We start from the raw sequence: 14,513 nt of genomic DNA, 5'->3' as shown, positions 1-14,513 counted from the left end.
GTGAGGCATGCATCGATGAGCCCTCCCGCCACGATGGGGGAGGGCTCCTTTGTTGTTACAGGGCCACGGTGATGCCGCGTGCTACCTGGTCCGGACCCTGGCCTTCCGTAGTTGGCGGCGGAGGCTGAGGAGCTTGCGTCGCAGGGCGCTGACCTGCTCCGTGGGCGGCGTCGGTCCATAGCGCAGGTCGTAGAACTCGCCGGTGGCCACCTCCAGCCGACGGGCCAGGTCCTCTCGGCCAACCATCCAGCCCGTGTCGGTGACTGCCTGGAGGAAGTCGCGGGGCGTCCAGGAACGCCGGAAGCGCAGTCTCGCTCGACGCGCCAGGGCACGCGCCAGGCGCTCATAGTCACTGCCGAGGAGCAGGGCCGGATTCTGCCTGAGGGTCCACCGGCGCAGGGCCGATCTCAGCATCCGTCGCGGGTCGACCAGTGCGGACGCGACCATGTACAGCCCGACTACTGCCAGCAGGCCCCAGAGCCCGAGCTTCGCGACCGCCACCAGCAGGCCTCCCCAGTTCCCGGACCGGAGCAAGTCGGCCAGCGTCATGTCACCCTCGGCCCGATCTGCCGCGAGATCGAAAGGCACCCAGCCATAGCCCGGGAAGTAGACCTCCGACCAGGCATGGGCATCGAGACCGCGCACGATGTAGGCCTGCTCGGCCGGGTCGTACTCGCCACGGTTGAACCCGGTCGCTACGCGGGCGGGAAGACCGTCCAGCCGGCACAGGATCGTCATCGCGCTGGCGAAGAGGTCGCAGGCACCGCGCTTACTGACGAGTACGAAGTTGGAGACGGCGTCCTGGCCCTGCGGAGTACCCGGGGCCTCGAGCGTGTAGGTGCAGTTGGTCTCCAGGTAGCGGGCGATGGCCGCTGCCCGATCGTAGGGTGTCACCAGGCCCTTCGTGATCTGCGCAACCACCGGGCGCAGCCTCCGCGCAGCCTCGAGCCCGGTCTGGGTGATGTACTGCTCGCGGAAGGTGAGGTCGTAGTCACCCTCCTTCACCTGACGCAGTACCTCGGGCCGCGTCTCAGGGACTTCGGACCAGACCGTGTAGCGCTGACCCGGCGGCAGGACGGTCCCCGAGAGCATGCCTCCATAGGAGTCTACTGTGACACCCGAGGGTCGTGCCACGTCCAGCAACCCGATCTTGGGACCGAACTTGAGCTGGACGGGCATCGGTGCGCCGAACAGGCTTGCCGTCGGGCTCGATAGCAACTCGATCTCCTGCTGAATCTGGGGCCCTGCTTTCGCCCGAGCAGCGGCGACAGGCCTCACGACTGGTTGCTGTGGAGGCGGCGATTGCCTGTCCGGGCTGTCAAGATAGGCGTCGTCGGGAGAGACGCGGCGCTTGAGCGTCTGCAGGTCGTAGGTCCGCTCCCCCTCGAAGTGAGCGATCATTGAGCGGGTATCGGCGCGTGACCAGCCGTGGTCGTCGTAGACGTCGTAAACGCGGCCGCGCAGAAGAGTGGGCTGCTCGGCGCGCACCTTCAGCACAGGCTCGGGGGACAGTCGGATTGGGCCCGCGCCCACACCGAAGGAGTTGGTGAACATGAAGTAGCCGCCCACCTGGGCCCCGGTCCAGTTCACGACCCGCTGCTGGAAACCGGCTCCGGCGAAGATGCGGGGAGTTGCGTAATACAGGCCGTTGCCGATCAGGGCCCCGCCGGCACCTGCCAGAACAAAGAGCAGCACCGCACCCGAAAGATGCGCCTGCGCCCACTCCGACCAGTCCATCCGACGGCCCAGCCGTGCGACGGACTGCAGGAAGTGACTGTAGCCCCAGGCGAAGATCGAGGCGAGCAGGAAGACGCAGAAGCACACGAGCAACTCGGGGTTGAGGTTGCGGGTCGCCATGAGGCCGATGGTGGCGAGGCCGGTGGCGAAGACGAAGATCAGGTTCTCTCGGCTGTGCTGCATGAAGGCGAAGCCGGCCATAAACCAGGCGACGAGAGCTGCGAGGCCGATCTCGTCATCGGTGGCGACCTCCGGCGGGAACATCCAGTGTGGGAGCGGAAGGTCTGGCTGGTGGCGGAAGGCGAAGCTGAGGAAGGAGAGGACCATCATCGCCGTGCCCAGCACGCTCGGGTTGACCCGCAGAGCAAGGCCCAGAAAGCTGCATGCGATCCCGGCCGACACGAAGACATGGAGGAGGAACTCGTAAGTCGGCTCGCTAGTCGTCACGGTGATGGCAGCGGCAGCAGCATTGACTGCCACCAGAAGGCCCAGCAGGAGAGGGGCGGACTGGGCCAGCCGCTCGCGACGGTCGACGAGTGCCTCAGTGGGTCTGCGGCGTGCCCGTGCTCTATCCTGTCGTCTGCGCATAGCGGCCCGCTCCTCCTCTCCACAGACTGGTCTCAACTGGATTGTCCCCTGTGACCTGCACCACACGGGTGCCTTGCGACGTCAGGAGCGCCACGTGCTCCGCGAAGTGCATGCGAGCGTCCCGGGGCGCCGAGGCGAAGGTGTGAGGCGCCAGGGCCAACCACGTAACCGGATGCTGAAGGGCGCGCAGTCTCCCGGCCACCGCAACGTGCTCGGGGCTGGTTCCGGCCGAGATCACGATCATGCTGCAGCCCGGAGGAAGCTCCGCCTCGTGGAGATGAAGGGCCTCACTGATGCTCATGGTGCCGTCCGGGCGGATTCGCGCCAGGGCTTCGAGAATCGCCAGTTGCTGGCGCGGGTTCGACGACACCAGAACCGACCAGTCCTCGGAACCGTGCGCGATGAGCCCCAGGTTGCAGCCTCGGCCCAGCGCCTCCGCAGTAACGGAGGCTGCCAGCGTCGCCGCATACTCGACTGTACTGCGGTCTCCCTGGCCTCGATGGGTAGCGGCCGCCAGGTCTACGATTACGACGGCCTCCGTCGCCTCGGTCTGCTCGGTCTCGATGACGGCCAACTTGCCCCTGCGAGCCGAGACCTTCCAGGCCACGCGCCGCAGGTCGTCTCCGGGCACGTAGTCGCGCACGCCGTGCAACTCACTGCTGGGTCCCACGATACGCTTCCGGGGCTTGTTCGGTGTGCGGCCGTGCAAGGAGCTCCGCCACAGATTAGGGACGGGCAGCGGACGAGGGTACACTAGCAGCTCCACCTGCCGACCGACGGTGCGACTGAAGCGGTACAGACCCAGGAAGTCCCAGCCTTCGAGGACCGTCGGGCCGACCTGATACACGCCGCGACGCCGGGCATGGAGCGAGTACTGCAGGCGCTGCTCGCCGCCGGGAGCCAGGTCTGCCACCAGCACTTCGCCGGCGTCCGGGCTCTCCAGCCCCTCGGGGAGACTATCGCGCACGGTCATGTAGAACTGCCGCGTCTGTCCCTCGTTGCGGACCTTCAAGGTCACTTGACCGAGCTCGCCGGCGGTCATCACCGACTTCGCGTGGCGCGCGACCTCGATGCCTCCCAGCTTCCGTCGGCCGAGGAGGTAGGAGATCGGCCCCAACAGTCCCAGGGCCGCAAACATGATGAACATCTGGTTGATGTGCAGGATGAAGGCAACCAGGAAGATGAAGAGGGGTCCCCAGAGCAGTGCTTGCCGTCTACCGATGGTCACTTGACCGGACCTCCCACCGGGACGCTGACGGTGTCGAGAACCTCCCGCACGACCTGCTCTGCGGTCACTCCCTGGATGCGTCGATCGGGGCGGATGATGACACGATGCGCCAGGCCGGGGACCGCCACATCCTTGATGTCGTCGGGAGTGATGTAGGTGCGGCCCTTGATTGCGGCGGTTGCCTGCGCCATTCGCAGCAGGGCAAGAGACCCTCGGGGACTGGCACCAAGCTCCACGTCGGGATGAACGCGGGTCTCACCGACGATGTCCACCATGTAGTCCTTCAGCGACTCCTCCACGTGAATCTCCCGTACCGCCCGCTGCAGACCGTTGACCTCCTCGGGGGACACGACCGGCACTACACGGACGATGGGGTGCTCGATCATCTGGCGGGTGAGCACGGCAACCTCGTCCTCGTGGTTGGGGTAGCCGAGACTCACGCGAGCCATGAAGCGGTCCAGTTGTGCCTCGGGCAGGGAGTAGGTCCCCTCGTACTCGATGGGGTTCTCTGTAGCAATGACGAAGAAGGGGTCGGGCAGGGGCCGCGTCTCACCGTCGGCGGTTACCTGGAACTCCTCCATCGCCTCGAGCAAGGCGGCCTGGGACTTCGGTGTCGCCCGGTTGATCTCATCCGCCAGCACCACATTGGCGAAGATCGGTCCGGGGCGGAACTCGAACTTCGTGGTATCCTGATGGTAGACCGACACGCCGGTGATGTCTGAGGGCAGCAGGTCCGGGGTGAACTGGATGCGGCGGAAGGAACCTCCGACGGACTTCGCCAGAGCCCTGGCCAACATGGTCTTGCCGACACCGGGAATGTCCTCGATCAGCATGTGCCCGCCGGAGAGCAAGGTCGCTACAGAAAGCTCCACAGCGGAACGTTTCCCCACAATGACCGTCTCGATGTTGGCAATGAGCCTGGCTGTGATGTCCGTCAAGTTCTTCATGTGACTTCGTGAACTCCCCTCTATCTGGGTCGGCATCGGTCGGTACTGCAAGCCGTCAAGACGTCGACTCGAGACCCCCTCACGGGTATAGTAACACAGATTCCTGAGGACCTGTTCTCCGGGCGGTCGAAGTATCTGTCGCCACAAGAACCGGGCCCGAGAAGGTATCGCAGTGGCCCGGGGGAACTGGCTAAATACGGGCCTCGATGAAGGACCGTCCGGGTCCTGGACAAGACCTGAAGCCTGCTATCCGGCAACTGAAGGGGACGCACGAAGGCCCCGAAGCAAGGAGGAACCCACCCGTGGCAATGCGGGAAGCAATTGCGTCCGGCCGGTTCATCATCACCGGGGAGGTAGCGCCGCCGAAGGGCTGCCACCTGGAGCACATGGTCGAGGAGGCTGAGCACTACCGCGGTCTCGTCGCCGGAGTAAACGTGACGGACATCCAGTCCTCCGTGATGCGCGCCGGCTCTCTGGTCGGCTGCCTGAAGCTGAAGGAGGCCGGGCTGCCGCCGGTGCTGCAGGTAACCTGCCGCGACCGCAACCGGCTGTCTCTGCAGTCCGAGTTGCTCAGCGCCTGCGCCCTGGGCATCACCGACGTGCTGTGCCTGACCGGCGACTATACGACCCTCGGCGACCATCCGCAGGCCAAGCCCGTCTTTGACCTGGATTCCGTCAGCCTGCTCAGGGCTGCGAAGCGTCTCACCACCGGCAAGGACATGGCCTTCTACCCGGACCGCAAGAACCCGGGGCAGTTCATCGACGGGGAGACCCTCGACGGCGATCCGCCCGACTTCTGCCTGGGCTGCGTCGTGAACCCGGGAGCTGTGCCGGTCGAGCCGCAGATCTACAAGCTTCTCAAGAAGATCGAGGCCGGCGCGGAGTTCTGCCAGACCCAGGCGGTCTACGAGCCCGGCAAGTTCGAGGAGTTCATGACCAAGCTGGGCGAGGTGCCGATCCCTATCCTCGCCGGGATCGTCGTCCTCAAGAGCCCGATGATGGCCCGGTACATGAACGAGAACGTCGCCGGCGTCACCGTGCCGCAGTGGATGATGGAGGAGCTGGCCGACAAGGAAACTCGGGTCGCCAAGAGCATCGCGATGAGCGCGAAGCTGGTGAGCGAGCTCAAGCCGATGTGTCAGGGCGTCCACATGATGCCCCTCGGCTGGGACAAGCATGTGCCGACGATCCTGCAGCAGGCGGGCGTCCTGCAGTAGCTTCGACTCGCGGTCTTGTGCGCGGCGCGGAACAAGTATATAATCAGATTATACACCTCATGACAAAGCGGGTGTTTCCCCATGATAGCCAGCAAGAAAAAGCCCCTTGAGGAGATCCTGGGCTACCTGCAGGACGCTCAGAGCGTCTTCATCGTCGGCTGCGGCGACTGTGCGACCCAGTGTGAGACCGGCGGCGAGACAGAGGTCGCACAGATGAAGCAGGCGCTGGAGGCTGCCGGCAAGACCGTCACCGGCACGGCCGTCCCGGACGTCACCTGCAACATCCTCGACACCGCTCGGCTGCTCCGCAAGCAGAAGGAGGCCGTGGCGGCAGCCGAGGCGATCCTGGTGCTGTCCTGCGGCACCGGGGTGCAGTCAGTGGCCGAGAGCCAGGAGAGCAAGCCCGTGTATCCGGGCGTGGACAGCCTGTTCTCGGCCGTCACCGCCCGCAAGGGCCAGATCTACGAGCGCTGCGTGTGCTGCTCCGACTGTGTGGTCGGCGATTACGCAGGAATCTGCCCGATGGCGCGGTGCCCGAAGGGGCAGCTCCACGGGCCCTGCGGCGGGTATGATGACGGCAAGTGCGAGGTCGACCGCAATCAGTCCTGCGTCTGGACGCTGATCCTGGAGCGTGCGGAGAAGACCGGGCAACTCGAACGAGTCCTGGAGCATATGGGCGCCGCAGGAGTGAAGGACTACCAGGCCAACAGGCACCCGGCGGAGTTGGTCTTCGAGCCGCGCCGAGCCGGCAGGCTGTAGCCGGTCGACGGGCAAGCACTTGTGTCCCGGGGGCAACCTCCGATCCGGTCTGCCCCCGGGGCTTCTGTGGATCGAAGCCGCCGGGACGCACTACCAACCACCCGGAGGTGTAGCTCATGTCTGAGCCCCGTCGCATCGTGATCGTGGGCGGTGTTGCGGCCGGTCCGAAGGCAGCAGCCCGTGCCCGTCGTCTCGACCCCCAGGCAGACATCACCATCATCGAGAAGAGCGACATCATCTCTTACGCCGGCTGTGGCCTGCCCTACTACGTGTCGGGAGTGGTGGAGGATCGCAAGGCGCTAATGGCCTCGGCGCTGGGTGTGGTGCGCGACGCCGCGTTCTTTGCCCAGTCCAAGCACGTCAAGGTCCTCACGCGAACAGAAGCCGTCGCGATCGACCGCGAGCGCAAGGAAGTGCAGGTGCGTGATCTGGCCACCGGCCAGACCGCGTCGCTTCCCTACGACAAGCTTGTCCTCGCCACGGGTGCCGAGCCCGTGGCGCCGCCGATTCTCGGCGCAGACCTGCAGAACGTGCTGCGGCTCAAGCGCATCGAGGAAGCCGACGCCGTCCGTGCAAGGATCGGAACCGGAGCCTGCCCGCAGGTGGTCATCATCGGCGGCGGACTCATCGGGATGGAGATGGCCGAGGCAATCACCGAGTGCGGGAAAGCCGTGACGGTGATCGAGATGCTCCCGCAGTTGATGGGGATGCTAGACTCGGACCTCTCGGGCCTAGTTGAGAAGCGGTTGCGAGAGCACGGGGTCACGGTGATGACCTCGACCCGTGTGGAGCGGCTGGAGGGCGACGCAGAGGGCAAGGTGTCCAGAGTCATCACCTCCGCCGGCGAGCTCCCCGCGCAGTTGGTCCTGCTGAGCATCGGGGTCCGGCCAAAGGTGACGCTGGCCCGCGACGCAGGGCTGGAGATCGGTCCTGCCGGGGGCATCAAGGTCTCGGCGACGATGCAGACCTCCGACCCCGACATCTACGCCGCGGGTGACTGCACGGAGAAGCTGAACCTGCTCACCGGTGAGACCATGCTCATGCCGATGGGGTCGGTGTCGAACAAAGAGGGCCGCGTCGCGGGGACACAGGTCGTCGGTGGCGAGGCATCCTTTGCGGGAATCGTCGGCACGACGGTGCTGAAGGTGTTCGACTGGAATGTGGGGCGCACCGGTCTCTCGACTGCCCAGGCCGAGAAGCTCGGGCTTGACTTCGTCTCGGCGACCGTAGGCGGCGGCGACAAGCCGCATTACTACCCGGGCTCAAAGCCGATCGTGCTGCGGCTGCTTGCGGACAGGAAGACGCGCCGTCTGCTGGGAGTGCAGGGAGTGGGGCCCGGCGACGTAGTCAAGCGCATCGACGTCGCTGCGACCGCTCTCACGGGTGGCCTGACGGTGGATCAGGTGGCGGACCTGGACCTGGGTTACGCTCCGCCCTTCTCGGAGGCGCTGGACATTCTGATTCACGGGGCCAACCTGGTGCGCAACAAGCTCGACGGAACGGTGGCGGGTCTCCCTGCGGTGGATCTGAAGGCGATGCGAGATGCCGGGGAGGACTTCGTGCTGGTTGATGTCCGGACTCCGGGTGAGTTCGCGACGGGCCGGCTCGCAGGAGCAGTGCATATCCCGCTGGGCGCTCTCGGTTCGCGGTCTGGTGAGTTGCCCCGTGATAGGCCATTGGTGCTGTACTGCAAGAGCAGTCTGCGCGCCTATGAAGCCTACCGAATCCTGACCGGGCAGGGCTTCGAGGGGATGAGTATCCTCGAAGGCGGGTTGCTCGCCTGGCCCTACGAGATGGAAACAGGCGACTGATCGGACGTGACCGAAGGGCTTTGTGCTGCGCGAGAGAAGAGTGAAGTGCTAGCGCCGGTAGTATAGAACTTGCCTCCGAGTGGTCGCGTCTCTAGGGAAGGCCGCTTTGAGTGGCCGTGGTTATTCGGGTCCCTTCAGGGGACCTCGGAGGTCCTGTAGGATGAAGAAAGTCGTTTGCACCATGGTGGTTCTTGCCCTGCTGACTCTGGCTGTAGCTGCGGTGGCTGCGCCGGGGAAACCCGGCAGGGGCGAGCGGGCCGCTCTTCCCGCCCTGACAGGCGTCGTCAAGAGCGTAGTGAAGGACGGCAACATGCTGAAGTCCTTCGTTCTTACTACCCCGGCTGTGGGGGACAAGCCGGCTACCGATCTGACCATCTCGGTTACCGACAAGACCAAGTACTTCAAGAACCGTGAGACCGCCACTTCGGCTTCTGTCGTTGTCGGCGCGAAGGTCGTTGTCCGGACCAAGACGGCAGTGAAGGACAAGGCCGCAACCGCCACAGCGGTTCGCCTCGTTGAACGCGTGAAGCATCCGAAGAGCGGAGCAAAGTAGCCACGAGACCCCGGCACCGCGGAGGCCCTGAAGCCGAACCGTGGGCAATCTCTTGCGGCAGGCCGGCACGTGGTAGACAACGCAGGACCGTCTCCTCGGAGGCGGTCCTGCCTTTTGTGGTAGCCTGTTGTGCCGCGCGCCTCACGGGCCGGGTGGCAGGTCGATGGCTTGCATCCGCCGAAGATTGCCCCTGCGCTCCGGTCGCAAGACCCGGCGCCTGACTGGAAGCTCGGTCTTCCCACCTATCGCTTTCCCCGGTGATGCTGATGCTGACAGAGGAGATCCGGCAGGAGGCTGAACGCCTCCGCAATGAGATCAACGAACACAACTACAACTACTACGTCCTCGACGCCCCGGTCGTCTCTGATGCCGAGTATGACCGCCTGTTCCGACGCCTGCAGGAGCTTGAAGGCCAATACCCCGAGCTGGTGACCGCAGACTCGCCCACACAGCGAGTGGGCGCGGCACCGCGAACCGACCTGCCCCAGTTCCGGCACGAAGTGCCCATGATGAGCCTGCAGAGCCTCTTCGAAGAGGAGGAGGTGCGAGCCTTTGACCGGAGTGTGCGGGAGACGGTCGGCGACGCCGTCACCTACATGGGTGAGCCGAAGTTCGACGGCCTGTCCATTGAGCTGGTCTACGAGAACGGGGTTCTGGTGGCTGCGGGCACTCGCGGCGATGGAACGATTGGCGAGGACGTGACCGACAACCTGCGCACGGTGAAGACTGTGCCGCTACGCCTGCGCGGGACTTACGGGCTGCCGGTCCCCTCGCTGCTTGAGGTTCGCGGCGAGGTGTACATGCCCCTCGCAGGCTTCGAAGAGATGAACTTGCGGCGGGAGGAGGCCGGTGAGGCGCTCTTCGCCAACCCTCGCAACGCCGCCGCCGGGAGTGTGCGCCAGCTTGACTCGACGATCACAGCGTCTCGGCCGCTGGCGCTCGTGAGCTATGCGCTCGGCCGGACGGCGGGCATCGAGATCGAGACGCAGGAGGAGATGCTCGGGAAGCTGGCTCAGTACGGCTTCCCGGTGAACGACCTGTGCCGCCTCTGCCACTCGGTGGAGGAGATCCTGGAGTACCACGCTCACCTGGAGGAGCTTCGCGACAGCCTGCCCTACGAGATCGACGGCGCGGTCTTCAAGGTCAACGAGTTCGCCCTGCGGGAGGAGTTGGGCGTGCGCTCACGCGACCCTCGTTGGGCCATCGCCTACAAGTTCGCCCCGCGACAGGAGACGACGGTCGTCGTCGACATCCTCGCCAGCGTCGGCCGCACTGGCTCGATCACCCCGGTTGCGGTGCTGGAGCCGGTGCAGCTTGGTGGAGTGACCGTGAGCCGCGCGAGCCTGCACAACCAGGACGAGATCGACCGCAAGGACGTGCGGATCGGCGACACGGTCGTCGTTCAGCGCGCCGGAGACGTGATCCCGCAGATCGTCAAGGTGGTCCTTGAGGAGCGGCCGCCGGAGGTTACGCCCTTCCGGCTCCCCGATCGCTGCCCGGTCTGTGGAACGCCGGTGCAACGTGAGGCGGGCGACCCGATCACCCGCTGCCCGTCGCTGGATTGCCGGGCGCAGATCGAGGGTCGCATCGAGCACTTCGCCTCCAAGGGCGCGCTGGACATCGAGGGCCTTGGGGAGAAGTGGGTCGCCATCTTCGTGCAGGAGGGGCTGGTGCGCCACCTGCCGGACATCTACGACCTGCGCAAGGAGCAGTTGGTGGTCCTGGAGCGGATGGCCGACCGGTCGGCGCAGAACCTCCTCGAGGCCATCGAGCGCAGCAAGCACACCACGCTACCGCGGTTCCTGGTGGGCCTCAACATCCTGCATGTGGGAGAGCATGTGGCCGAAGTCCTGGCGGAGGGACTGGGGAGCCTCGAAGCCATCATGAACGCGCCGCTGGAGCGGCTGCAGACCATCCACGAGATCGGCCCGCAGATCGGCGAGAGCGTCCAGCGATTCTTCGCCGACGAGGGGAATCGGCGTGTGGTGCAGCAGCTCCTCAACCGAGGGGTGACCTTTGAGGAGCAGGCCCCGGCAGAGGGTGAGCGGACGCTCGCCGGGATGAAGTTCGTCCTGACGGGGGCGCTGGAGGGGTTCACGCGCGAACAGGCGACGGAGGAGATTCAGAAGCGCGGCGGGCGGGTGACCTCCAGCGTGTCCAAGAGCACCGACTATGTGCTGGTCGGTGCGGAGCCGGGCTCCAAGTACGACAAGGCCCTGCAACTGGGCGTGAAGACGCTCAACGAGGCGCAGTTCCGCGAGCTGCTGAACCAGCAAGGGCCTGCCGGCGAGCAGCCCCGGTTGCTGTAAGCGCTGCCCCGCGAGGGGGCAGCGCTCAGGTTGCGAGGCATGGGTTGGGGTCTGTGGCCGGAGCCTACTGGTCATGCACCGGCCTGGTCGAGACCACGTCATAGCACTGCTTCTTGATGTCCCACTGCAACCGGACCTCGGACACTGGTGCCGCCTTCGGCGGGCCGGTCCGTACGGTCACCCGGGCCCAGTCCGAGCTATGCGAGACGACCTTCCCGGTCCAGTTGGGCACATCCATCAGGGCCGCTTCCAGGGCGGCGTTTTCACTGGGACGCATCTCCGGCGGGACGCCGGCCAAGTCCTCCTTGGTCAGCGGGGCCTCGGCCTTTTCGCTCGCAGATCCGGCTGACTTGCTCTCCTCGGGGAAGGGCCCGTCGCCGGCGTGTACGAACTTGCCGTTCTCCCACTTGTAGTGGACCAGCTTCGTCCACTTTCCCTCTTCCGGCCCGGCGTAGAGCGTGATCTCCTGCCAGTCGCGGCGATGACCGTCCACCTGATACACGAGGGTGGGGTTGCGCTTCTTGGCCAGTGCGACGATGTCCTCCTCGACGGTCTCCAGGTTGGGACCGACGGAGGCCTTCTCGGGACGCTTCTCCTCGTTGGCGGCGGGCTCTTCGATCTCGCCCTCGGTCACAGCCTCAGCCGGCTCAGCGTTCTGAACCGTCTCTGGCGGCATGACCTCGAGGTTGCCGGCTTCGACTGGTGGCTCGGGACCGGGTCGCGTGAAATGGAGGACCAGGCCGATGACCACCAGCAACACAATCACGCCGGCCACGATCGGGCCCGGCATGGCCTTCTTGGAGGGCTGCATGGAAACACCTCCGACCTGCTGCCGACTGGTGCCCGGGCTGCTAGAGTGCGTAGACTTCCGCGGCGGGCAGAATCCGTACACCGCCGGCAGTCAGCATGTCGATGACGGACTGGGTCTGCTCCTCGGACACGCGGAAGACGACCACGGCATTGCCCTCGACCGTGGTGAAGAAGGCGTACATGTACTCGACGTTGACTTCGGGCTCGCCCATCAGCTTCAGGACACCGCCCAGGCCCCCGGGAACGTCTGGGATCTGCACCGCGAGCACATGGGTTTCGCCGACAGAGAACCCGGAGTCGCGCAGGCAACTGACGGCAGCCTCGGGTAGATCAACGATCATGCGCAGGATCCCGAAGTCCGAGGTATCTGCGATGCACAGCGCGCGGATGTTAACGCCGTTGGCGCCCAGGGTCTGGCACACCTCCGCCAGCCGTCCCGACTTGTTCTCCAGAAATACGGACACCTGCTTGGTGAGACGGTCGGTCACCGGGGTCACACTCCCTCGCGCAGGTCGAGGACGCGCTTGGCCTTGCCCTCGCTGCGTGCTAAGGTCTTGGGCTCAACCAGCTTGACGTCAACGCTGATGCCCAAGGTTGTGTAGATCGCGTGGGCGATCTTGTTCTCGACCTCTTGCAGACGCCGGACAGTGTCAGTGAGCAGCTCCGGCGCCACCTCGACCTGCACTTCCAGCACGTCTAGACGTCCCTCCCGGCGCACGATGAGCTGGTAGTGCGGCTGAGCTTCCTCGATGCCCAAGAGCACGTGCTCGATCTGCGACGGGAAGACGTTGACGCCACGGATGATGAGCATGTCATCGGTCCGCCCGCGGATGCGCCCCATGCGCGGGTGAGTCCGTCCGCAGGAGCAGACGCCGTGCTGCAGGCAACTGACGTCCCGCGTGCGGTACCGGATCAAGGGCAGGCAGCGCTTGGTGATGCAGGTGAAGACCAGTTCGCCATACTCGCCATCAGGCACCGGCTCGCCGGTTTCCGGGTTCACAATCTCCGGGATGAAGTGATCGTCGAAGACGTGGAGACCGTTCTTGGCGTCGCACTCCATCGACACGCCCGGTCCCATGACTTCGCTGATGCCGTAGATGTCATGAGCCGACAGCCCGAGGAGTTGCTCCACGGCATTGCGGGAGCCCTCACTCCAGGGCTCGGCACCGACGATGCCGCTCTTGAGCTTGAGGTCATCCGGGCCGACACCGTGATCCTTCGCCGCATCGGCCAGGGTCAGAGCATAGGAGGGCGTGCAGGCCAGAATGGTGCTGCCCATATCCACCATCATCATCAGTTGCCGCTCGGTGTTGCCGGCCGACATCGGCAGAACGGTGCAGCCCATGCGCTCTCCACCGTAGTGCAGGCCCAGGCCGCCGGTGAACAGCCCATAGCCGTAGGAGACATGCAGAATGTCGTGCGGACTGCCGCCGGCGCAGCCGATGGCTCGCGCGGTACACTCCGCCCAGGTCTCGATGTCACTGGCGCTGTAGCCGACGACGGTCGGCTTGCCGGTGGTACCCGAGGAGGCGTGCAGGCGCACGATCTCCTCCATCGGTACGGCAAACAGCCCATAGGGGTAGTTGTCGCGCAGGTCGTCCTTCTCGGTAAAGGGCAGGCGCCGCAAGTCGTCCAGGGACCTTATGTCCTCGGCATTGATTCCGAGCTCCTTGAACTTGGACCGATAGTGCGGAACGTTGACCGCCAACCGCGCAACAGTGTCGCGGAGACGCCGAACCTGCAGTTGAGCGCGCTGCTCGACATCCATGCACTCGAGGTACGGGTCCCAAATCATGGTAGCACCCCCATAGGGTCTGTGCGACCAGCCATCACCGTGCCGCCTTCGCAGCCCGATGCGATCCGGTCACCCCTGTCGCGAGCACGGGCCCCGACAGGCGCCTGATGCTGAACTCTATTCGCCCTGTACCGCTGCGATTCCCGCCGCGAAGGCCTTCAGGTTGATCTCCAGCGCCTTCGGGCGGACGATACGCCGAAGCGCCTCCTGCCAGGCCTCCTCGCCAAAGTCCAGGAAGTGGCTTGCGGCGCCCAACATCACGATGTTCGCTGCGCGCGGCTCGCCGACCTCGCAGGCAAGGTCAAAGCTGCTGACCACGTGTACTCGGCGACCGCTGGCATAGAGCCGTTTGAGCGTGTCCTGCGGGTACTCGAAGGCCCCGGAGGTCACCGAGGTCGGGATGATCTGCCGGTCGTCGACCAGCACCAGCGCGTCGGGCCGGGCTGTGGCAATCGCGCGGAGACCCTCGACGGCCTCAAAGGCCATCACCAGGTCCACCTCGCCCAGGGGAATGAGCGGCGAGTAGACATGGCCGGTCTTGCTGAAGCGCACGTGGCTCTCAACCGAGCCACCACGCTGGCTCATCCCGTGGATCTCGCTCTTCTTGATCTGCCAGCCTGCGGCCAGAGCGACCTCGGCCATCACCTTGCCGGCGGTGATGATGCCCTGCCCACCGACGCCGGTGAGCAGAACGTTGGTTGGTCGTGCTTCAGACGACAAGACACCCTCCTGGGGTGCCGCCATTGTGTTCGATTGGGT

The 14,513-nt window shown here is 65.4% G+C and carries 12 protein-coding genes; 5 read left to right on the top strand and 7 right to left on the bottom strand.

The genetic code is table 11. The annotated features are described in order from the left end of the window. Positions 1 to 81 precede the first annotated feature (81 nt). From ABFE16_13710 to ABFE16_13700, 3 genes are read right to left on the bottom strand one after another with little or no spacing between them, the layout of a single operon-like run. Positions 82 to 2,325, bottom strand: a complete 2,244-nt coding sequence (locus ABFE16_13710; GenBank protein ID MEN6346351.1) for a transglutaminase domain-containing protein — start codon at positions 2,323 to 2,325, stop codon at positions 82 to 84. Then, the gene (locus tag ABFE16_13705) at positions 2,306 to 3,553 is read right to left on the bottom strand and encodes a DUF58 domain-containing protein (GenBank protein ID MEN6346350.1); all 1,248 of its coding nucleotides are present in this window, start codon (positions 3,551 to 3,553) and stop codon (positions 2,306 to 2,308) included. Before ABFE16_13705 ends, ABFE16_13710 begins: the two co-directional genes overlap by 20 nt. After that, positions 3,550 to 4,500, bottom strand: coding sequence for a MoxR family ATPase (locus ABFE16_13700; protein ID MEN6346349.1), 951 nt, complete (start codon positions 4,498 to 4,500; stop codon positions 3,550 to 3,552). The genes ABFE16_13705 and ABFE16_13700 overlap by 4 nt, the downstream gene beginning before the upstream one ends. A 308-nt stretch (positions 4,501 to 4,808) precedes the next feature. Between ABFE16_13700 and ABFE16_13695 the strand changes: the two genes are divergently transcribed. From ABFE16_13695 to ligA, 5 genes are all read left to right on the top strand, one after another. Continuing rightward, positions 4,809 to 5,717, top strand: coding sequence for a methylenetetrahydrofolate reductase (locus ABFE16_13695; GenBank protein ID MEN6346348.1), 909 nt, complete (start codon positions 4,809 to 4,811; stop codon positions 5,715 to 5,717). Between the two features lie 81 nt (positions 5,718 to 5,798). Beyond that, on the top strand, positions 5,799 to 6,476 hold the full coding sequence (locus ABFE16_13690; GenBank protein MEN6346347.1) for a methylenetetrahydrofolate reductase C-terminal domain-containing protein: 678 nt from the start codon (positions 5,799 to 5,801) through the stop codon (positions 6,474 to 6,476). 116 nt (positions 6,477 to 6,592) lie between these two features. Next, positions 6,593 to 8,287 (top strand): FAD-dependent oxidoreductase, encoded by a 1,695-nt coding sequence (locus tag ABFE16_13685; protein ID MEN6346346.1) that lies wholly within the window; start codon positions 6,593 to 6,595, stop codon positions 8,285 to 8,287. A gap of 160 nt (positions 8,288 to 8,447) precedes the next feature. Further along, positions 8,448 to 8,840: a hypothetical protein gene (locus ABFE16_13680; protein MEN6346345.1), complete on the top strand. Its 393-nt coding sequence runs from the start codon at positions 8,448 to 8,450 to the stop codon at positions 8,838 to 8,840. Positions 8,841 to 9,106: 266 nt separating this feature from the next. Next, entirely contained in the window at positions 9,107 to 11,149 is a 2,043-nt protein-coding gene (gene ligA / locus ABFE16_13675) for an NAD-dependent DNA ligase LigA (protein ID MEN6346344.1), read from the top strand. A gap of 64 nt (positions 11,150 to 11,213) precedes the next feature. On the opposite strand, the gene ABFE16_13670 is transcribed toward ligA, so the two are convergent. The 4 genes from ABFE16_13670 to ABFE16_13655 form a co-directional block, all read right to left on the bottom strand. Continuing rightward, on the bottom strand, positions 11,214 to 11,960 hold the full coding sequence (locus tag ABFE16_13670; GenBank protein ID MEN6346343.1) for a hypothetical protein: 747 nt from the start codon (positions 11,958 to 11,960) through the stop codon (positions 11,214 to 11,216). A 40-nt stretch (positions 11,961 to 12,000) separates the two neighbouring features. Then, positions 12,001 to 12,447, bottom strand: a complete 447-nt coding sequence (locus ABFE16_13665; GenBank protein ID MEN6346342.1) for an amino acid-binding protein — start codon at positions 12,445 to 12,447, stop codon at positions 12,001 to 12,003. Between the two features lie 5 nt (positions 12,448 to 12,452). Next, positions 12,453 to 13,754 carry a phenylacetate--CoA ligase gene (locus ABFE16_13660; protein ID MEN6346341.1) on the bottom strand — a complete coding sequence of 434 codons (1,302 nt, stop codon included), beginning with the start codon at positions 13,752 to 13,754 and terminating at the stop codon, positions 12,453 to 12,455. 117 nt (positions 13,755 to 13,871) lie between these two features. Next, entirely contained in the window at positions 13,872 to 14,474 is a 603-nt protein-coding gene (locus ABFE16_13655; GenBank protein MEN6346340.1) for an indolepyruvate oxidoreductase subunit beta, read from the bottom strand. Between the last annotated feature and the right edge of the window lie 39 nt (positions 14,475 to 14,513).

Source organism: Armatimonadia bacterium, from assembly GCA_039679385.1.
Taxonomy (GTDB): Bacteria; Armatimonadota; Zipacnadia; order Zipacnadales; family JABUFB01; genus JAJFTQ01.
Note: the sequence above shows the minus strand (reverse complement) of the source record. Positions and strands in the feature narration are given on the sequence as shown.